General features: G+C 55.9%; 16 protein-coding genes and 1 riboswitch. Of the genes, 10 read left to right on the top strand and 6 right to left on the bottom strand.

Going from position 1 to position 20,765, the window contains the following annotated elements; genetic code table 11:
* Nucleotides 1-97: 97 nt before the first annotated feature.
* Together lysS and VNX88_11835 are read left to right on the top strand one after the other, a co-directional pair.
* Nucleotides 98-1,654, top strand: a complete 1,557-nt coding sequence (gene lysS, locus VNX88_11840; protein HWY69353.1) for a lysine--tRNA ligase — start codon at nt 98-100, stop codon at nt 1,652-1,654.
* 2 nt (nt 1,655-1,656) lie between these two features.
* On the top strand, nt 1,657-3,117 hold the full coding sequence (locus VNX88_11835; GenBank protein ID HWY69352.1) for a pyridoxal-dependent decarboxylase: 1,461 nt from the start codon (nt 1,657-1,659) through the stop codon (nt 3,115-3,117).
* 287 nt (nt 3,118-3,404) lie between these two features.
* On the opposite strand, the gene VNX88_11830 is transcribed toward VNX88_11835, so the two are convergent.
* A complete protein-coding gene (locus VNX88_11830; protein HWY69351.1) occupies nt 3,405-4,694 on the bottom strand; it encodes an MFS transporter in 1,290 nt (429 codons plus the stop codon).
* Nucleotides 4,695-4,759: 65 nt separating this feature from the next.
* Here VNX88_11830 and VNX88_11825 point away from each other — a divergent pair, with 65 nt between their 5' ends.
* The 7 genes from VNX88_11825 (at nt 4,760) to VNX88_11795 (ending at nt 9,323) form a co-directional block, all read left to right on the top strand.
* Complete coding sequence (locus tag VNX88_11825; protein ID HWY69350.1) at nt 4,760-5,914, top strand: alpha/beta hydrolase-fold protein; 1,155 nt, start codon at nt 4,760-4,762, stop codon at nt 5,912-5,914.
* Nucleotides 5,915-5,954: 40 nt separating this feature from the next.
* Entirely contained in the window at nt 5,955-6,194 is a 240-nt protein-coding gene (locus VNX88_11820) for an exodeoxyribonuclease VII small subunit (GenBank protein ID HWY69349.1), read from the top strand.
* Between the two features lie 40 nt (nt 6,195-6,234).
* Complete coding sequence (locus tag VNX88_11815) at nt 6,235-7,215, top strand: farnesyl diphosphate synthase (GenBank protein ID HWY69348.1); 981 nt, start codon at nt 6,235-6,237, stop codon at nt 7,213-7,215.
* A 58-nt stretch (nt 7,216-7,273) separates the two neighbouring features.
* Nucleotides 7,274-7,337, top strand: a riboswitch (Fluoride riboswitch).
* Nucleotides 7,338-7,385: 48 nt separating this feature from the next.
* Nucleotides 7,386-7,760 (top strand): fluoride efflux transporter CrcB, encoded by a 375-nt coding sequence (crcB, locus tag VNX88_11810; protein HWY69347.1) that lies wholly within the window; start codon nt 7,386-7,388, stop codon nt 7,758-7,760.
* On the top strand, nt 7,751-8,122 hold the full coding sequence (locus tag VNX88_11805) for a DUF190 domain-containing protein (GenBank protein ID HWY69346.1): 372 nt from the start codon (nt 7,751-7,753) through the stop codon (nt 8,120-8,122). The genes crcB and VNX88_11805 overlap by 10 nt, the downstream gene beginning before the upstream one ends.
* Nucleotides 8,123-8,905, top strand: coding sequence for a bacillithiol biosynthesis deacetylase BshB1 (gene bshB1 / locus VNX88_11800; GenBank protein HWY69345.1), 783 nt, complete (start codon nt 8,123-8,125; stop codon nt 8,903-8,905).
* Nucleotides 8,906-8,951: 46 nt separating this feature from the next.
* Nucleotides 8,952-9,323 (top strand): hypothetical protein, encoded by a 372-nt coding sequence (locus VNX88_11795; GenBank protein HWY69344.1) that lies wholly within the window; start codon nt 8,952-8,954, stop codon nt 9,321-9,323.
* A gap of 1 nt (nt 9,324) precedes the next feature.
* On the opposite strand, the gene VNX88_11790 is transcribed toward VNX88_11795, so the two are convergent.
* From VNX88_11790 to VNX88_11780, 3 genes are all read right to left on the bottom strand, one after another.
* Nucleotides 9,325-9,771 (bottom strand): GNAT family N-acetyltransferase, encoded by a 447-nt coding sequence (locus tag VNX88_11790; protein HWY69343.1) that lies wholly within the window; start codon nt 9,769-9,771, stop codon nt 9,325-9,327.
* A gap of 49 nt (nt 9,772-9,820) precedes the next feature.
* Nucleotides 9,821-11,419 (bottom strand): Ig-like domain-containing protein, encoded by a 1,599-nt coding sequence (locus VNX88_11785; protein HWY69342.1) that lies wholly within the window; start codon nt 11,417-11,419, stop codon nt 9,821-9,823.
* A gap of 663 nt (nt 11,420-12,082) precedes the next feature.
* Nucleotides 12,083-12,610, bottom strand: coding sequence for a DinB family protein (locus tag VNX88_11780; protein HWY69341.1), 528 nt, complete (start codon nt 12,608-12,610; stop codon nt 12,083-12,085).
* Between the two features lie 102 nt (nt 12,611-12,712).
* Here VNX88_11780 and VNX88_11775 point away from each other — a divergent pair, with 102 nt between their 5' ends.
* Nucleotides 12,713-14,026, top strand: a complete 1,314-nt coding sequence (locus tag VNX88_11775) for an MFS transporter (GenBank protein HWY69340.1) — start codon at nt 12,713-12,715, stop codon at nt 14,024-14,026.
* An 83-nt stretch (nt 14,027-14,109) separates the two neighbouring features.
* Here the strand turns inward: VNX88_11775 and VNX88_11770 are convergent, their stop codons facing one another.
* Entirely contained in the window at nt 14,110-18,036 is a 3,927-nt protein-coding gene (locus VNX88_11770; protein ID HWY69339.1) for a hypothetical protein, read from the bottom strand.
* Nucleotides 18,037-18,071: 35 nt separating this feature from the next.
* Nucleotides 18,072-20,333: a carboxypeptidase-like regulatory domain-containing protein gene (locus VNX88_11765; GenBank protein ID HWY69338.1), complete on the bottom strand. Its 2,262-nt coding sequence runs from the start codon at nt 20,331-20,333 to the stop codon at nt 18,072-18,074.
* Nucleotides 20,334-20,765: the final 432 nt, after the last annotated feature.

The following is a 20,765-nucleotide window of genomic DNA, read 5'->3' as shown; positions in this document are numbered from 1 at the left end:
ATCGCCGGACTAAAACAAGCAGTACCGTGCTCGGCACCGGCACCGTTGCACTACTTCGCCCGATCACCCGATTCTCCCGGCCCGATATACTTTGTTGGTGTCATTCGAACAAGACCAATATCAGCTCCGTCGCGAGAAGCTAAAGCAGATTGAGGCTCTCGGACAGGAGAGCTATCCGCGCAAATTTGAATCCACGCATTCCATTCCCGAGATTCTCGCTAAGTACTCCGACGCCACTGGTGAGCAGCTGGAGCGGGAGCGAGTCAACGTACGCGTGGCCGGGCGGCTCATGTCGATCCGTGGACAAGGCAAGGCCGGATTTGCCCATCTGCAGCAGGCGGGCAATCGCCTTCAGATCTACGTAAAGCTCGACTTTGTCGGCGAAAAAGGATTTCAGCTCTACAAGCTGCTCGACCTGGGCGACTTCATCGGTGTGAGTGGGTATCTCTTCCGCACGCGAACCAACGAACTGTCGGTACACCTGGAAGAGATCACGTTTCTGGCCAAGGACCTGCTGCCGTTACCGGAGAAGTATCACGGACTTTCCGACGTCGAGCTCCGTTATCGCCAGCGCTATGTCGATCTGAACATGAACCCCGAAGTTCGTGACGTTTTTGTAGCGCGCAGCAAAGTCGTAAAGGCGATTCGCTCGTTTCTCGACGCGCGCGGCTACATCGAAGTGGAAACGCCGATGATGCAGCCCATCGCGGGCGGAGCCGTGGCGCGTCCTTTCATCACGCATCACAACACTCTCGATATCGACCTTTTCCTGCGCATTGCGCCGGAGCTGTACCTGAAGCGGCTGATCGTAGGTGGGCTGGACCGCGTCTACGAGATCAATCGCAACTTTCGTAACGAGGGCATTTCCACACAGCACAATCCGGAATTTACGATGCTGGAGTTTTATCAGGCCTATGCCGATTATCACGACCTGATGACTCTCACGGAGCAGATGCTGGCGTACGCTGCCCGTGAGGTGAACGGCACAACTGTAGTTTCGTATCAGGGGCGTGAAATCGATTTTGGCAACTGGCAGCGCCTCTCGATGAGAGAGGCCATCATCAAGTACTGGCCCGAGAGTTGTGCGCCTGCTCCGCAGATGTCGGATTTCGCGAATGCCAGTTCGGTACGGAAGCTCGTGGAGCGACTTAACGCGAAGCACACTCCACATATGCCATACGATCCTGCCGAACCGGCAGGCAAGACCATCGCAAACATGTTCGAAGCTGTGGCAGAGGAGCATCTGTGGCAGCCCACGATCCTCTACGACTTCCCTGTCGCGATTTCGCCGCTCTCGAAGAATAAGAAGGATGAACCAGAGTGGGTGGAACGCTTCGAGATCTTCGTCGGCGGCCTGGAGATTGGAAATGCGTTCAGCGAGCTGAACGATCCTGAAGAGCAGCGCCGACGCTTCGAGCAACAACTTTCCGAGCGAGAGCGCGGCGATGAAGAAGCTCACGCGATGGACGAGGACTACATTCGCGCGCTTTCGTACGGCATGCCGCCCACAGGGGGCGAAGGGATCGGTATCGATCGCCTCACGATGCTCATTACAGATTCAAAATCCATTCGTGACGTCATCCTGTTCCCTCTCCTGCGGCCCCAGAAACAGGAAGAAGAGATAATGCAGGAAGCCACGGGCACGGGCGCTTAGTCGTGGGATTTGCGCTCGATTCCGAGACTCGGCGACGACTTGGCTACCGCCTGATCGATCACATCGACCGCTACTTCGAGTCACTACCAACTCGTCCGGTCCAGTTGCCGGAAGATCAACGCACATTCGGTCAACTGACTGCCACCCTGCCCGAATTTGGCGAAGACGCCGCCAAGGTGCTGGACGATGTCTGCAGCGAGATGATCGCCAATGGCTTCCACGTTCCGGCCGCAAACTATTTTGGCCTGATGAATCCGACGCCGGCGTATATGGCAGTTCTTGCCGAGGCTTTCGTGGCCGCGCTCAATCCACAACTGGCGACGCTGGCGCGCTCGCAGCTTGCTTCGAAGATTGAGCAGGAGACAGTTTGCTGGATCGGCGAGCGTGTCGGTTGGAACCGTCCCTTCAACGGGACCTTCACCAGCGGCGGCAACGAGGCAAATTTTTCCGCCTTGGCGCTTGCGCTAACGGCCAAATTCCCTAATGCCGTAAACGACGGTGTGCGTTCCCTTCCCGCGGCACCAATCGTTTACGCGTCCTCAGAGGCACATCACTCGCTCGACAAGTCGACTGGCCTGCTCGGGATTGGACGTAAGGGGGTCCGGCGCATCGGAGTCACTGATCACGTTCAGATGGATCTTGAGCAACTCGACCGTGCAGTCCGAGACGACATATCTGCCGGACACCTGCCCTTTTGCGTTGTGGCCACAGCGGGCACGACGAACTCCGGCGCTATCGATGACTTGCCGGCGATTGCCGACTTTTGCCGCCGACACAACCTCTGGATGCACGTTGATGGAGCCTACGGCGCTGCGGCGATCTTCAGCGACAAGCATCGCGGCGTTGTAGCGGGCATCGAGCTTGCGGATTCAATCACTGTCGATCCCCACAAGTGGCTGGCTATGCCGTTTGCGGCTGGAGTGGTGCTCACTTCACATCCTGAGCTGCTCAAGGCGACGTTCAGTGTGACCACGCCTTACATGCCCAAGGTGAATACGCCGCTGCCGCCGGAAAACTTCGCGATCAGTACCCAATGGACGCGGCGCATGAACGCGCTCAAGCTATGGCTCACTCTCAAGGTCCATGGACGCGAAGCCTATGAAGAGCATATTGATCGGCAAATCCGACTTGCGGAGTGGTTAAAGCAACAGATCGGGACTTCGCCCTATTTCAAACTGTTCGCGCCGCCGATGCTGCCGATCTTCAACCTGTGCCTGAGAGAGAATCTGGATACTGAAGAAAATAATACCCTGACACTCCAAGCGATTGTGAGCGAAGTAACGCGCGATGGTCAGCAGTGGATCTCGACCACGCTTGTCAACGGACGCACTGTGATCCGCGTGATGATCATTAGCTACCTTACTGAGCAGAGGCACTTGCAGGAACTGTTGGAGCGCCTGCATAGGGCCGCAGAAGCAAATCTAGGATCCCAGAAGACGAGGAGAACGCCCGTGGGACGGTGACAGCGCTCCCGCAGAAATCCTTGCCAGCACAAGCTTATTGGGCTAGGTTTGGAGACAGGGCGGTTTAGTACGGTTGAGAATGACCGATTGCACGTTGCTCATGCTCGGTCGCGTGAATGCACCAGGAGAGTCACGACAGACGAATTCCCTGCTAGTTCCATCACAATTCCCTGGCGATTTCCAATTCGCCTGTATTCATGCGGGTTTCGCGATCGAGAAATTTTTCCACGGGAATAATTCCCTTCCGCTTTCCCTGAAGCAGGGATTCCTGGCTTGCAAACTTCTGACTAGATCGGCTCCTGCTGACCGGCGGCTTCCGGAATGACTTGAGTTTCCAATTTCGGTAGCAGGCGATCCATTTGCCGCAGCGACGGAAATATCAACGACCACACGCCTACCACAAGCAGAGTCCCGACTCCTCCAAGGACAACAGCGGGCACTGCGCCGAACCATTGTCCGGTGATCCCCGATTCGAATTGTCCGAACTCGTTCGATGCTCCGATAAATAGCAGGTTGACCGCGCTCACCCGTCCGCGCATTGCGGGAGGCGTAGCAATCTGTACGAGTGTGCTGCGGATCACAACGCTAATCATGTCGGAGGCGCCGATTACAAACAGTGCGATGAGAGATACGACGACTGAACGCGAAATTCCAAAAACGATCGTAGCGACACCGAAGATGGTGATGGCAATAAACATCGTCACACCAGCCCGACGTCGCAGTGGACGGTATGCAAGCCAGACCGCCATCAGGGCTGCTCCGGCCGCCGGCATGCTGCGCAGAAGCCCGAGGCCGCGCGGCCCGATGTGGAGAATGTCCTGCGCAAACACAGGTAGAAGCGCAACCGCACCGCCCAATAAGACCGCGAAAAGATCGAGGGAAATCGAGCCCAAAATGATTTTTTCCTGCCAAACATAGCGGAAGCCGGCTAGCACTGTCTCGAGCGAAACATCCCTGGTCTCCATTCGTCCGGTGCGCACATGCATCATCAGGATGAAGGAAAACGCCGCCGAGTACATGCACACGGCGGTGGCATAAACGCTATATGCTCCGTGCGCCCATCCGTAGATCAATCCTCCCAAGGCGGGGCCAACTACACTAGCAACCTGAAAGATCGACGCTCCCCATGCCACAGCGTTTCCAAAATGCTCCTGGGGCACGACCTGCGGTACCAAAGCTTGACTGACGGGACCGCTGAATGCCCGAGTAATACCGATCAATAGCAATACCGCGAATATGGGCAGCACAGAATGGATTCCAGCTCGGGCCTGAAGAAATAACAGGAGAGAGCAAAATGCATACGAGACATTGCACGCGAGCAGTACTCCGCGCCGATCGAAGCGATCAGCGGCGTGTCCGGCAGGCAGAGACAGGAGAATCCCAGGCAGAAACTGCACTAGGCCGACGTAGCCTAAGTCCAGCGGACGGTGCGTAATCTGAAAGACCTGCCACCCAACCGCGACCGACTGCATTTCTGAGCCAACGATTGAGAGCGCGCGGCCAGCCTGAAAAAGTCGGAAATCGCGGTGCTGAAAAGCTGCTCTTGGGGAGACTGAGATCTCGGCAGCGGTGGGCACTCTTTAGAGTACACGAGCGTGAAACATGCGCTCATTCTCCCAGACTGCTCGATATAATCGCCCGCGTGCGCGACTCAATTTTGCTCCCTCTGCTCCTCGGTCTGGCAGCACTCACAACCGTAGCCGCTGTCGCTCAGCAAGCTCCCATCGCCTCTCCAGAAGTGCAATCGGACAATCGAGTAACCTTCCGATTTCGCAGTCCCAATGCGCAGATAGTTGAACTGCAACTGGAAGGCACAATGCAACACCTTCCACTGTTGAAGGACGATGCCGGTGTTTGGAGTGTTACTACTAATCAGCTCGAACCCGACTACTACGGTTATTCCTTCATCGCTGACGGCGTGGCCCTAATCGATCCCGCCAATCCATTGATGAAACCCAATCTGGTGGGAACACAAAGCATGGTGCATGTGCCCGGACCATCGTCGCTGCCTTGGGAAGTGAATGAGATACCTCATGGGGTGGTTCATCGGCATTTTTATAAATCGGGCGTAGCTGGTGATCAGCGCGATTATTACGTGTACACTCCGCCGGGCTACGATGCCCTGGCGAAAATACCGTATCCGGTCCTTTATCTCCTGCATGGTTACAGCGACGATGCCAGCGCATGGACTGCAGTAGGTCGCGCGAACGTGATCCTCGATAATCTAATCGCGCAAAAGAAAGCCCGACCTATGCTTGTCGTGATGCCCCTCGGTTATGGCGAACCGAAAATACTCGCGCCCGGTTCTCATGGACTTCGAAACGACGAGCTACGCCGGCGCAATCTGGAGAAGTTCCGGACGTCCTTGCTTCAGGAAGTCATGCCACGGGTTGAGAAGGAGTATGCCGCAGCAAAAGACGCCAGTTCGCGAGCTATAGCAGGACTCTCAATGGGCGGCGCAGAATCGTTATTTGTCGGACTAACCTCGGCAGGGCGCTTTGGATGGATTGGCGCATTCAGCACAGGGGGTTTAAGCGAAGAGTTCGACCAGCAGTTTGCAGGCATGAGGTCGAAAGAAGTTGCCAAGTTGAGCTTGCTGTGGATCGCCTGCGGTAAGGAAGACCATCTGTTCGAATCGAACCAAAAGCTTCGTGAATGGCTCACATCTAAGGGAGTAAAGCACACGGACGTCGACACCCCTGGCGCTCATACCTGGACGGTCTGGCGAAGAAATCTCGCCATTTTCGTGCCGTTACTATTTCAGAACACCGAATCATCGCAGTCGGCTGAGCGCTGAATGACGCCGCTTACCCTTACAATGATTCTGGAGACACTCCTTGCCGAAATTTGAAGATTGGCTGCAACAGCTAGAAAAGATTGTGGACCAACTGGAGAAGGGAGACCTGTCACTCGAGCAATCCTTGAAGCTTTTCGAAGAAGGGGTACGCCTGTCCAACTCCTGCCGGCAGGAACTCGAGGCAGCCGAAGGCAAGGTAGAGATTCTGATGAAGCAAGGAGGCAAGCTCCAGGCACAACCGTTTGAAGCTTTAGGCGAGGATAGGTCGACTGGAAAATAGCCGCCTCTTAATTTGTTTGCTTCCTTGAAGGGACTCCTCATTGAAAGTAAGTGAACCAACAGATTCGCGAAGTCTGAAGCAGACAAGCGGCCGAGGGTGGCGGGATCCACGCAACGGCTCGACATCGCTGAAAGACACTCTCACCGCTGGGTGTGCGCTTGTCGACTCGACACTCGATCGACTTCTGCCTCCTGAGACGCAAATTCCTACATCGATCCACAAAGCCATGCGCCACAGTGTTTTTGCTGGCGGCAAGCGGCTTCGGCCGATCCTCTGCATGGAAGCGGCTCGCATGGTGCAGCGCGAACTGCCCATCGGCGAGCTGCCAATTGGTGTTGAAGAACTGGGCAGCGCACTGGAGATGCTGCATACCTATTCGCTCATTCACGACGATCTTCCAGCCCTGGACAACGACGACCTGCGTCGAGGTAAGCCGACCTGCCATGTGGCATTCGGCGAGGACATTGCTATTCTCGCGGGGGATGCCCTTCAAACCTACGCCTACGAAGTGCTCAGCAAGTTATCCTGCGCTGCGGATGCGCGCATTCGCATCGTTGAAGAGATTGCCCGCGGCACCGGCACAGTCGACGGCATGATCGGCGGTCAGGTAATGGATCTTGAGGCAGAGAAGACTCACGCGGATGCTGTGGCTGTCGAATACATCCACCGTTCGAAAACCGGAGCGTTGATTACCGCCAGTCTGGCTACCGGTGGGATTTACGCGAGTGGCACTGAAGACGAGATCGCAAAGCTGCGGGAGTTTGGCCGCTCGATCGGTCTGGCATTCCAGATCGTCGATGACGTGCTTGATGTAACCAAATCGTCAGCTGAGCTTGGAAAAACCGCCGGCAAGGATTCTGCGTCCGACAAGGCGACCTATCCGGCTGTATTCGGCATTGACGAATCTCTACGTCGTGCAGACGCACTAGTTGCGCGGGGATGCGCGGCGCTTGATCCCTTTGGCCCCCGTAGCGAAACTTTGAGATCGTTGGCTCACTTTCTGGTGGAGCGCAAGAGCTAGGCTGCTTAACGGCGTTGCTTCACAATCAACGCCAACCCGTCCGCTACAATGTCATTGCTGCTTGTAAGGCGATGGAGTTCGCCTGAACCGCCGCTCTCACGGCTGATGACTCCTACCATCTCACTTCCAGCCTTGCTGGACAGGTGGAAGTCTTAGGACGGACGAACTTCATGCGAGCCTATCTCTGGGTTTCCCTGGGTGCTCTTCTCGGAGCCAATCTGCGGTACTTCGTTAGTCGCCTTGCTGCCAAGCTGCTTTCGCCTAACTTTCCTTACGGCACTTTGATCATCAACATCACCGGCAGTTTCATTCTTGGCTTGTTTCTTATCTGGACCACGGAGCGGGTCTTTGCCGATCCGAAGTGGCGATGGCTAATCGCAATCGGTTTCTGCGGTTCTTATACGACCTTTTCCAGCTATGCGTTCGAAACCATCGCCTACTTTGAACAGGGACACTGGAGCCTATTGGCTATGAACGTCTTGAGCAACAATTTGCTTTGTCTGGCCGCAGTGGTAGCCGGAGCGGCATTAGCCAGGTGGCTGTAGGCACGAAATCTTCGAAGCTGCATACGTCGTTTACAATTTCGACCGTGGCCGTCCAAGTAACCATTTATCTCAATGAAGGCGACGAATATCAGCGTCGCCCGGCACACCTTCAGATTCTCAACTACTTGCGGCATGAGAACATCGCCAACGCCGTTGTGATGCACGCAGTGGCCGGATTCATTGGCCGCAGCCGCGTAAAAACAAGCACTCTCGTGGACGCTGGCGGCAAGCTCCCTCTGGTCGTTCTGTTTGTAGACGAAGAAGAACACGTAAGCCGGGTCTTGCCCACGCTTAAACAGATGTCAGGCTCGCGCCTAATCGTTCGGGAGAACGTCGTTGTGGAATCCGGGAGCCTGGCCTAGATGCCCGCTCCCAGTTCGAAACCCACATCACAGCTCGACATCCTCGCCATCGCGGCTCATCGCGACGATGTAGAACAAACCTGCGGCGGCACGTTGCTGAAGATGGCGCAGAAGGGTCAGCGCACAGGAATACTCGACTTGACGCGGGGCGAAATGGGAACTCGCGGCACAGCAGCTGATCGTGAGCGCGAAGCGAACGAGGCGGCGCGGCTGATGCAGGCGTGCTGGCGCGAAGCCCTTGATATCCCGGACGGCCGTGTCGAGAACACTTGGGTAAATCGCCTCAAGATCGCGCGCGTGATTCGTCGCACGCGCCCTCGAGTAGTCATTCTTCCCTACTGGCAAGGACGCCACCCAGATCACTACACCTGTTCCACTCTGGGCTATGAGGCATGCTTTCTCGCCGGATTGAAGAAACTGGAAATTGGCGCCAAGTTGCGCGAACAAGGTGTGCAAGTCGAAGTTGACGACGCGCTTCCTCCGCACCGGCCATTCAAGATCATCTATGCCACTCTCTACTACGACGTCCGTCCAACGTTCGTCGTGGATATTAGTGACCAGTTTGAGGCCAGATTCGCGGCGCTGATGGCATACAAGTCCCAGTTTGAAGATCAGCAAGAGGGCAGCGGGCTATTCCCAGCGCGCGCCGACATTCACGACCGCATCCATTCCATGGCCCGCTTCTACGGCATGATGACAGGCGTGAAATACGCAGAGCCGTTTTTGCAAAAGGAAGTTGGTCTGGTGGAGGATCTGACCGCAATTCCTGTGCAGTCGATCTAACTTTCCGACAGTTAAGAGGCAGATCAGATGAACATTCCCGCACCCAGTGCTGCTGATAGGCATACTGGGAGGAATTCTTGTAGGGCTCACCGGCACAAGCGGGGCTTTTCTGATTCCCATTATGACGCTGCTGTTTCGGGAAACACAGGTCCGCGCGCAAGGCACTGCCCTCTTGATCGGAGCGCTGCCGATCTACTTAGCTCCGTTCATTCCCTACTATCGCGCTCATCACTACAACTTGAAACTGGCGCTCCTGATTGCCGCCGGCATTTATGATAGGCGGCTATTTCGGAGGAACCCTGGCGCAGACAGTTTCGGTGGTCTATCTGAAGCGGATCTTCGGGCTGGTGCTTCTGACGATCTCGCTGCGACTGATATTTGCTCCTTAGTGCACATTCATGGATCGCGGAGACAATAATTCACAGCCAACGGGTCATCAGATGTCGGTCATGGTCTTTGAATCCCAGGCGCCGGTAGAATTCGTGTCCGCGCGTATTGAAGTGATCCGCCTCAAGGTGCAACGCCCTAATGCCGAGCTCGCGGCAAGTTTGCCTTGCGAAATCGACCGCCGCGCTGCCGATCCCTTGCTGGCGTCTGTCTGGCCTAACGTAAAACTCATCGATGAAACAATCGCGTCCGTGAAACTCGAGTGAGAATCCGAAGCCCAGAACCATGTAACCGATTAACTGGCGCGAGTGTTCGAAAAGGACCAGCCGACCAAGATTTTTATCTTCGATTAGCTCTGTCAGAAGACGCTTCAAGCGGGCTTCGTCATACGGCAGGTGCTCGAACGAGTAGAAATCTTGGATCAACGGCAGGAGCCCGTCGATGTCCGACATTTCGGCAAACCGGAAGGAAGCGTTCATAGGGTAGAGACGCAGCGCGCTGCGTCTCTACCTTACCAACCGCAACGCCTCAGTAGTAATTCAAGGCGATCTTGTCCACCCACACTGAATAGTCCGTACCTGCATAGTTGCTGTCGAGTTGGACGGCTACGTTCAGCTCGTCCCCACCTTCCGGCTTTGACCAGTACGTCTGGTTTATTGATTGCGTCTGTCCATTCAGGGTCACGGCGAGGAATGTGTAGCTGCCGTTTAAGTTGCGCTGGAACTCCCACGTCATGTGGTTCCAGTTGTTGGCCGAAGGACTGCATACAACTCCAGTGTTCACCCAGTGAGCGTTGGTTGTGTCCCACACTCGCCAGGTTCCAGTCTCCTTCAGGTTGCATTCCGTTCCGAAGATGTACCTGCCGCCATTCACGACCTGATTCACATCAAATTCAAGTGCCTGGGGCGCATTGGCGTTCTGATAGTTGAAATACAGATCGTAGGTAAAGTGCGACGCGGAGGGTTTTGGCGCTAGCTCCTTCCACCAGAGAGCGCCTGAATACGGATGTCCTCCTCCAAGCCAGAACTGCGCCGATTGTCCGTCAATGGACGGCGCACCCTGCCACTGACTCAGCGAATAGCTCACCTGCGGTCCGACTCCACCTGGACCTGCGCACGAGTTACAGCTGTCCCACCCACTGAGCTGGTCAATGTCGTAATATCCGCTGCCGGTCGGCGTCGGCGCTGGCGTGGGGGTCGGTGAGGGCGCGCTATTCCCGGTCACACTTACGGAGACTGGCTGCTTGTAAACCGCGCCGCTGTTGTCCCATGCCTGGACGACGAGGTTGTGGCTTCCGGTGCCGGCGTTCACGTTGGAGTCGAGGCTGCCCGCGTTGGTTCGGAATACAAGATTGTCGTCGAGATAAATTTGCATTGCGGCGATGCCGCCGCTGGCTTGCGCCGAGGCGACTACATGAATCGAGGAGCCGGAGCTGCCTCCGTTGGAGGGCGAGGTGACCGTTACACCAGGGCCTCCGGAAGGGGTCGGCGCTGGCGCAGGTACCGGCGAACTGCTGCTGCCAACCGTGAAGCTCACTGCCTGGCTGTAGGCCTGATCCGCAGTATTCCAGGACTTAACCACCGCATTGTGCGATCCTCCACCTAGATTGAGATACGTATCCAACTGGGCCCCGTTGACGCTGTAGCTGAGCTGATCGTCAACGTAAACCTGCATTGCGGTGACCGGGTACTGGCCCTGCTGGGTGGCCGACGCCACAAAGTGCGTGGGCGAACCCACGGTCTGTCCTGCGGACGGCGAGGTCACGTTGACAGCTGCTCCGCTACTGCTCGACGCGGAGGTCGGGGTTGCCGAGGCAGCTACGTTAATCGTCATTACCTGCTTCGACGGATTCCCAGAATTGTCCCAGGCTTGCACAACGACGTAGTGAGAACCCAGGCTCATCGGAATATTTGTGTCGATGCTGCTGCTGTTAGCGAGATATACGCTGTTGTTGTCTACCCAGACGCGGATTGCGGCAATGCCGTTAGCTGCGTTTGCCGAAGCGACTACATGCACCGGGGAACCCACGGTGGCGCCATCTGAAGGCGAGCTGACGGAAACCTGCGCGGATGCAGTCAGTGTGCTCAGAACGATGAGGGCTAGAGCCCATTTCGAGAATATGTTCAAAAACCTAAGTCTCCAAATTGATTTTTTCGCGCGGCTGTTTGTAATGCGGCGTAAGTCGCACCATAAAAGTCCATCTACTCTGGCGATATGAGGGGTTAGCCTTAGAAACGCAATTTCACGATTTTTGGTACTAAGGGAGGACTAGTAAAAAACCGTAGTACTACCCGGAACCGGCTAACTCGAGCGAGGTGGGAAGGCCAAGTCTTAGTTCGCGAGGAGCAACTTATGTTCGCGATTTGGCCTGAACAAATGAGGTGACCGGGATTGCTCGCGCTTCAGGCCAGAGAAAAGTCCAGAGAGATTGCGACTGTGGATGGGGGTAATGTCGTGCGGGATCTCGGGTTTGACCTTCCCGCTGGGTGGGAATTTGAGGAGAGAACAGCGGGTCCCGTTTCGGAGTCAGCCGGAGGCTACGAGCTATTCCTTTTTCTTTTTAGTGTGCGGTTTCTGCGTCTTCTGGGCGCGCTGGCGAGCGCGATCTGAGGCGCTTACGTCATCCGCGTTTTCGTCGTGTTCCTGCATGGCGAACTGAAAATAAAACAACACGCTCCCAATCGCAAGCGGTTTTCAGGGATTTTGGACACACAAAGGTAACAGCGTGGCCTGCATGCTGGCGGGTTTTCGGGCCGTTGCGTGCTTGAGGGCAAGGAGAAACGCTGCTATTTATCTGGCAACCGCCGAATGTTGCCGCTGATTGCGCTCATCGTAATAGAGCAGCAGATCTGTAGAAGCGGCTGCCGCGCCAAGCTGTCGCAACATTGTGGTGATCTGGCCACGATGATAGGTCGAGTGGTTCGCTACATGGGCTAATTGCTGCCAAAGTGGATAGGAGTAGAACTGTCCTCGAAGATTCCGATACCGGATGTCCTTACGCAAGTCGTCCTCTCGCAAAGAGGACAGCCACTTCTGGCGATCGGAGCGGACCTGATTCATCTTCTCGCGAATAGCCTGGAGTCCGCTGAACTCCGAAGGCTGAAGCAAACCTGCCGGCCAACGTCCATTCCATCGCTCCAACCAAATCCACTCCGCCCCAGCGATATGCGTGAACGTGTCATGAAGCGAGCCAAAACTGTTGCCCAAGTCTCGCCTGAGCAAGTCCGGGTCTAGCGGCTGGGCGGCGTCAAAGGCTCGATCATTGGCCCAGGCGTTGAAGGCATACAGCTCCTCGAAGTAAGCGATGCTCGGATTCAAATCATCCTCCTGGTGTTCCCGAGTCGGTATTATGGAAGTTGCAGCAGTTTACGAGGCTGGAAGAGTTTGAGGCTCTCGTCCCCTGCCGCATCGAATCATACCGTGGCTACCCTGACGACAAGCTACCTGCCTGCCAAATTTGCGAGCGCATTCCGCTCTCTACGCCATCGCAATTTCCAGCTCTTCTTCGCAGGTCAGCTCATCTCCCTGGTTGGCACCTGGATGCAGAACGTCGCTGAGGCGTGGCTCATCTACCGGCTCACTGGATCATCATTGCTGCTGGGCGCAGTTTCATTTTCGTCGCAAATCCCGATCTTCCTGCTCTCGCCCATCGGGGGCGCCGTTGTCGACCGGCGTCACCGGCATCGCGTAATCATCGCTACCCAGGCCCTCTCGATGATTCTTGCATCCATCCTGGCTGCGATCACCTTGCTTGGCGTAGTAAAAGTGTGGCACGTCTTCGTGCTTGCTGCCCTGCTTGGATTCGTGAACGCTTTTGACATACCGGCCCGCCAGGCCTTCATTGTGGAGATGGTAGGTCGAGAGGACTTGATGAATGCGATCGCGCTCAACTCCTCGATGTTCAACGGTGCTCGTGTCATAGGACCTGCGATAGCTGGCGTTCTAGTCGCCAGCATCGGCGAAGGATGGTGCTTCTTTGCCAATGCCGTCAGCTACATCGCGGTTTTGGCCGGGCTTTTGATGATGAAGGTCCCGCCATGGTCCCCTCATCCCCGGGAAACGTCGGCCTTAGAGGATATCAAGGAAGGCTTCCAGTGGGTCCTGCACACGAAACCAATATTTGCACTGCTGCTGCTGGTTGGTGTGGTTAGCCTGGTAGGCATGCCGTATGCGGTGCTGATGCCGATCTTTGCCGATCAAATTCTGCATAGCGGCGCACGCGGGTTGGGGATACTCATGGGATTCAGTGGCACAGGAGCGCTGATCGGAGCGTTGGCGCTGGCCTCTAAATCAAGCCTAAGAGGGCTGGGAACGTGGGTCGCCGCATCTTCGGCTTCTTTCGGCGTGTCTCTTATCTTGTTTTCTTACTCACGGGTCTTTTGGGCTTCTGCTGTACTCCTGATTCCAGTTGGACTGTTCATGATGGTGCAGATGGCCTCGACGAACACGCTCATCCAATCAATGGTTCCCGACCGCCTTCGCGGTCGGATCATGTCCGTCTATTCCATGATGATGATGGGCATGGCGCCGCTTGGAGCGCTGCTCGCTGGAGCCCTGTCCGAGCGCATGGGAGCGCCTTTTACGGTTGCGGCTGGCGGAGCCTGCTCAATCCTGGGCTCGATTTGGTTCAGGACTCAACTCAAAGAGTTCCGGATTGAAGCGCGCCGCCTGATCATCGCGCAGACTTACGCTGGCGGCGATCCGGCGCAGGAAATTACGACTGTACGCGAATAGTGAGATCCGGCCGCACAGAACAACGTCGTGCGCGTCTGCCGTCACGATTCGAAATGAGTCCGGTACTAAAGTTACGGGCCTCTCTACCTCTGTCCGCCGCTTCCCTTCTTCTCTTCCGGCGCGCCATGGCCCGCCTTGAGTGGAGTGTGGGAATCCACAGGCCGTCCGGGAGGATCATTGGTTACGGTGTAGAGTTCGCCGTTGCGCATGTACATGAGCTGCATTTCCTGCTGATTGAAGGGTCGCGCACCACGGCGGCCAAACACTGAGAGCTGATTTCCGCTCTCGTCGACACCGCGGTCACGGTCAGTGCCTTCCGACACGATAAGCGCAGGCCCCTTCGTCTTGTATCTGGCAATGAGTTTCGGAGTCGGCGGGGGACTGAATCCGTAAAACTTGTCGTTGTCCACCGGCGAAAAGAGTTGAACGATCTTGAACCCATCCTCGCCATCGGCAACGAACGCGAACTGACTGGAGCTGACCATTCCCGTCTTCAGATCGCGCGTATCTTTCAGTTCGCCGTTGGCGTTGAACATCTGTGCGAGCTTGGGCTTCTCTGGGCGTTCGATATCGACGATGGCAATTCCATCCTTGCCGTCGGACACATAAGCGTACGTACGTGAGAGATAAACGTTGCGTGCATCCCGTAATGGGACCTTCGCGGCTTCGACCAACTTAGGTTGGTCGAGATGGGTCACATCGAAGACCTTAAGCCCTTCTTTATCGGTTACAAACGCATACCGGAATTGCACCGCCACTCCGGTGGGCTCGTTGAGTACAGGCGCTCCGATCTCGGCCGTGATTTTGGGATGCAGTGGATCGTCGAGACTCACAACCTCGAGTCCCCGATCGCACAAGATGTATGCGTACACTCCCGCGATCGTGATGCGGTGAGCGCCATTCAACTTTCCGTCGGGATTGAACGTTGCGGCGCGATGAACGAAATTGTTCGCCGGATTTCCATCGAGTAGTGTGCCTACGCCAGCGAAGTCTTTCTTTTCTTTGAGGCTGTTGCCGATTACTACCAATCCTTCGTACTTATCCGTTCCGAAGAGGAAGCCATACATCAAGTGGATCTTCTGCTCCTCGTTTTGAGGATCGTGGGTCCGCAGCGGATCAACGCCTAGAGTGGTCGGCGTCGCAATGGCCGTAGCGTACTTGCTCTTTACATAGAACTTTTGTCCTAAAGGTGAAACGGGAGCGGTAACGATCTTCTCCGAGAAATCCTTGTTGTCGATTTGCGCGACATCGTAGAAACGGAACCCGCCTTTGCCTAAAGCCGTGTAGACGTATTCGCCACGCAGTTGGATGTCGAGTACCTCTTGTCCCCCGAGCTTTGCCCGAACTGGATGCTCGTCGGCCTCAAGCTCCAATTTGTGTTTTTGAAATTCCTCGTAGTTTTTGGGATAAGCGACCTTGTGGAAGTCGCTTCCATAAATCGCGGGAGGCTCCTCGTGCTCGGCTACTTTAACGGCATTGAATCCGTCTTCGCCTGTCGCGACATAGACGTAGCGTCCCATGAAGTTGAGGAAGTTCGTGCCCTGAACAAGGACTTGAGCCATCCAGGCGTTATTGTCTTTGTCCTGCGAGACGTGGCAGTCAGTGCATTCCTTCGTTTCTTTGGCGCGAACCGTATGGGGGACGTACGGACTAAAGGCTTGTCCACTAAAGCCTTCGGATGAGACTGTCTGCTGCTGGTAGTAGAGCCAATCGCGCTGGGCGTTTTGTGAGCTCACGACGACAGCGCAAGCAGAGCGAATTGGCGAGACGCGATTGCCGGTGACGGTGCCATCGATGCCGAGCATGTAGACGTCATCGCGCAGCACCATGAAGTCGTAGGCTGTATAGTTGCGCGTCAGCAGCCCTTCGTTGTGCAACATGGGCATACGCTGATTTGCCGACATCGATAGATGGCACCCGAAGCAGCTCGTTGTCCAGGACGTGTGGCAGCTCTGGCAGCTCATCTTGCTCGAAGAGTGCGCGAGTTTGGTGAGGTCGTTCTGATCGACGAGCGCTCCCCACGTCGAGCCGTCTTTCTGAATCGTCTTTGCCAAGCGTGACTTCTCGCTGTAATGCGGATGACCAGGCATGATGGTGTCGATTACCTGCACGACCTCCCATTCCTGATTTGGGTCCATGATCGAGCGTTGGTAGAGACGATCGCCGCGCCAGTAGAACTGTTTCTGCTTGAACGGCGTAGTGTTAATCGCAAGATTAATCCCGTTGCTGGGTGCGGCCGGACCGCTCGATACCAGCGTTGCGCGTGAGCGAATGTCGCCATGGCAAGCTTCGCACGTGATTACCAGCGCATTGCGCGTCTCGCCGTAAAGCTTGCCGTTGCCATGGTTGTCCTGCGAGAAGTGGCAGTCGGCGCATTGCATTCCCTTATCAAGATGGATGTCAGCCAGGTGAACGGCCTTTTTGAATTTGTCGGGGTCTTTCCAGTCGACGATCTTGTCATCGGCGTCGAGGAGATTTCCCTTGCGATCGTGCTTGTAAACCGCTCGGAAGATCCAGCCATGGCTGTGAAAGTCCGCCATCTGGGTCTTATCCAGTTGCTTGTTGAACTCGGGGGTCCCAACCTGCTGCAAGAAGTTTACGTCGCGCCATTTGCCGCGATCGGCTGCGCCTTCGGGGTTACGCACTTGCGCTCGGTATGCTTCGGTAGCCGAAGGATCGTGCTGCTTCTCCGGATACATCTTGTCGGCATTGATCTCGTTGTCCCACCAGGTATATCCGAAGTAGGTGGTAACCATGTTCGTGCCCGGATGCATGTGGCACGTCATGCATTGACTGGATGGAATCGACAGCGTGAAAACATGCTGCAAGGGATGGCCGCTCTCGCTCTTCGAGATCGTCGGGTCAGACTGTTGCGACAATCCCAGATTGCCGTATCTGGCGTAGTTTCCCGAGTGCATCGGATCACGGTCGTTGGCGTAAACCACGTGACACGCGCTGCATCCTCCCTGGCGATAGTCGCCCGGCTGATCGTTGGTGCCGGGGAATGAGAGGAGCGGATCGAGCAGGCGAGTTTTCTGCAACCCAAGAAAGACCGGATCGGTACGCAATTCTGTGCCAAATCCTCGTGTCGATAGCTTCACATCGGGATGGCCTGGATCCTCATCTGAAACGGGATTTCCAATTTCGCCTTTTTCGCGTCCGCCGCGTTCGAAGACGCGCAATACGTTCCCAGGTTGGGAAATCTCCCAGCGCTGCAGCGGGTCGATATACGGCAACACACCTTTCTGCTTCGTCTCCTCCGGAGTTGGAGGAGGCCAGGTAATCAAGCGCTGTGGCTTGCCGTCGCGCCCATAGCTCTCACCAAAACGCGGATTCTTTATTGGATACCCGCCGTTGTTATAGAGTGCGGCGCCCCAGAGCATCGCGCCGTGAGTCATCATGCTGGTGCGTACCTGGTGCACCTCTTCAGAGTGGCAGCCGGAACGTCCGCACGTCTCCTGCGACACTCGGTTGTCGCTAGGGTTGACGAACTTCACCCACTCCGCGCTCTCTTTTAGCCAGCGCGCTCCAAAATAGGAACGCACTGGATTTGCCGCTGAATGCTCGTCCTCGCGAAAGCGTGCGCGCACATGCGCTTTATTCTTCGCCTCGTCATATTGGGCAGAATCCTTGGCCGCGCTGTTCATTACCGACGCATCACCGCCGTGGCAGTCGGTACAGCCCAGGCGCACCGTCCCGGGTGCGTGCATCGTCGTGCTGTCGATTGGGTTATGACAGCCGGAACTCATGCAACCGCGAATCTTGGTGTCCGCTTCTTCTTGCGTCTGGAGAATTAGGAGTTGCGACCCTCGCCGTTGCGTTCGTTCCGTGATGCTCTCGGTTTGATCCGGAGACGTGGCTTGAGAATTTGCCGAGCCTGCCTGTTGGGATTGCTGCGTTTCTTGTCGGTTGCTGAATGGATTCGCGCGTGCGACCACGCGCGTGATGAACACCAAACAAATTGCGAGGCCAAAGACCCAAGCCAAGCGAACGCCGCGAGACCTCTTCATTAATCCCCTGAGCTGACTGGTTTCAACTTGCTTCCTCAGAACACAAACTTAATCAGACCGAATGCGCTAAGCAGCGTTTGGCCGGTGTAGATGTCGCGCAAGCCCCGTGCTGGAACGAGCCCGGTGATGCCACCTTCGATAATGATGTTCTCCGACAGCGGCGGCCTGTAAATCACACCGGTGCCGAAGTCCGCCCCAATGCCGCGATGAATATGGTTCTGGAAGAGCACTAACTGGATCGGGTCGGTGTGCACGAATTGCAGGTAGTTGAAGTTCACTACCCAGCGCATCTTCGGAGTTATGTCGAAATCAGCTCCGGCGTTGTACACATAGGCGCCGGGATTCACATAGTTCGCCTGGCCTTCATTCTTGCTGGCTCGCAGATCGGGAAACAGAGCATTCTCGGATTTAAGGCCGATAAGAGTGCTCGTGAGTCGAATGCCTTCGCGGTTCCAGAAACTAAATGGTCCACCGGCAAAGCTCTGCGATTCATCAATGGAATCGAATCCTCGCGCTATGCCATCGCGCGGATTCTTGTCACCGGAAGCATAGAAGAACGACGTGCGCAGCCGCAGCCAATCTTTGTCCAGCGACAATTCCAACGCGCCCAGTTGCGCGTTGATGTCCACCCGATCGCACTTCCCAAATCCCTGCGGACACGGAACAACATTCCGCCGCGATGCGACTTGGTTGTCGGTATCGTATCCCAGCACCTGATAGAAGGCAGACGACACATTGATGCGCTTGATGTGGCCGTTGCTGGTCCATCCCGCATAATGCGAGCGGATGCCATGAGGAATGACTACTCCAATCGGTTCCGGCCGAGTGATGACCCCGTTGTTATTGAAGTAGATCGAGGGATCGTCTTTGTTGAAGTGATAACTGAATTGAGTCGTATAACCCTTGAACAGAAAGTCCTGGATGTACAGGTTCGCAATCGCTACTTGCTGATGCCGATCATTGAACGTGTTTAATCCGCTGTTGGTGTCCTTCTCCAGGTGATAAAAGTACGCGAGGTTGTACTCATATTTGTCCGACTTCAGATTCCCGAAGATCCTCAGCCCGGGCTGCTCTTCCGAATAGATCAGGCCTCTGAAGTCACTTTGAAATTGCTGAATGCCCGCGCGAACGGAAACGAAATCAAAGTTCGGACTTAGGTCCTTGATCTTGTATTCGACAAACGCCGCCTGCAATCCAACGTGATCGTCAAAGCGATCAGTCCCGCGCTGCGGATTGATGTTCACAATGCCACGTTCCCGGGTTAGCAGGTAGTTCACATCGAACGCGGGAGTGAAGACGATCCGCCAATCCTTCGGACGGAAGCTGGCGTCGCCGTGGTAGAGCTCGCCGGTAAACCGAAATATCTGGCTGAGGAAGAATTGGCCGCCGCTACCGAAGAAGTCGAACGATCCGGGATTGCGCGCGGCTACTAAGCTCGGAGTCGGAAGGCGCCGCCCATCGAGAGCGCTGACCGCACTCCCGGTAAAGACGAAGAAGGTCTGTTGCCCAAAGATCGGATAATCGCCCTTGAGCTTGTTGCGATTGAACGGATCGTACCAGTGCCCGCTGCTGTAATTGTATTCGCCCGACGCCGCATATCTCCTATAGGCGTTGAGCGGATCCTTCGGGTCACCACCAGCGATATCCCAACGGTAGGTGCGCTTCTCGAAATTCTCATTCTCGGTAGGAGGAGCCTGGGCCACGGCGGCTTCCCCCACGGGCATGGTCTCGTTTGGACGCCGCCGCATTTCGTTGTACGGCGTGCGTGCCTCCGCCTCGGTCTGACCAGCCTTTGGCGGCACGGCGCCTGCCAGCGGACGATCCATAGGCCCTTGCGCTAAGAATTCTTCAGTCGACTGCAGCTTCACCTCGATGCTTAACACTTCGCCTGGACCCACGCGAACGTTTTGGCGTGCAAAGTCCTGGAAGCCCTGTCTACGCAACTCGATCTGATAGACACCGGCATTGAGATCACTAACGCGAAACACACCGTCGGCATCGGTCATGGCGGCGCGCAATCTTCCATTTGCGTCGCGAATGACGACTCGCGTACCGCCAATTCCGCGACCATCGGTGCTCGTCACCAGCCCTTCCACCGAGCTGGTCGTGATCGGACGTCGGTTCGGCAATCGCCTCTGCGGACCTTGAATGACAGTGTCTTTGCTCTGCTGGTCTTCGTCTTTATTGCGTGCTGAGGGCAGCTGCGTTGGGTCGGCAGGGGCTGTGGCAGCGGCAGTCTGTTGCGGTTGGCCTGACGGTTCCTGTCCGAAACCCAATGCGGAAATGGTTAGACACACCACCGCCGCCAGTGGGCCACACGAAAGTCTCCGGACGATCACGGAACCAGCCTCTCCCTCAGGGGGTTGAGGAATTGTAAAGTGCTCTGAGTTAAGGAACTTCGGGGTCCGTACTTGGTATCACATCCGGCTCACTGCTTCAAGAAGAACCGGAATCGGGTTCCTTTCGTGGAACGTGGCGCCGTTTGCGCTGGATTGCAGGTGTTTGCACCAGGCAATCTTCCGCTGTGCTCTATGTGGCGCCGTAGATAGAAGAACCTCACGGCATTCCTTGCTGCCTCCTTGTGCGCGAAGCTGACCATCGGTCAGTATCTTCCGGGTTGCCGTCAGACTTCCCCTTGCTCTGCCACCACTTAGACGGTACAAGCGCCATCGGATTTTGGACATGCACCACTGTGATTGTGCTTGGGTGGGGGATTCATGGTCTGCTAT

Source organism: Terriglobales bacterium (genome assembly GCA_035567895.1).
GTDB lineage: Bacteria > Acidobacteriota > Terriglobia > Terriglobales > Acidobacteriaceae > Gp1-AA112.
This window is presented reverse-complemented; position numbering and strand designations above follow the sequence as displayed.

Excerpts from the sequence above, each read along its gene's own strand:
- VNX88_11770 (HWY69339.1), bottom strand. The coding sequence starts at position 18,036 with ATGAAGAGGTCTCGCGGCGTTCGCTTGGCTTGGGTCTTTGGCCTCGCA.
- crcB (HWY69347.1), top strand. The coding sequence starts at position 7,386 with ATGCGAGCCTATCTCTGGGTTTCCCTGGGTGCTCTTCTCGGAGCCAAT.
- VNX88_11790 (HWY69343.1), bottom strand. The coding sequence starts at position 9,771 with ATGAACGCTTCCTTCCGGTTTGCCGAAATGTCGGACATCGACGGGCTC.
- bshB1 (HWY69345.1), top strand. The coding sequence starts at position 8,123 with ATGCCCGCTCCCAGTTCGAAACCCACATCACAGCTCGACATCCTCGCC.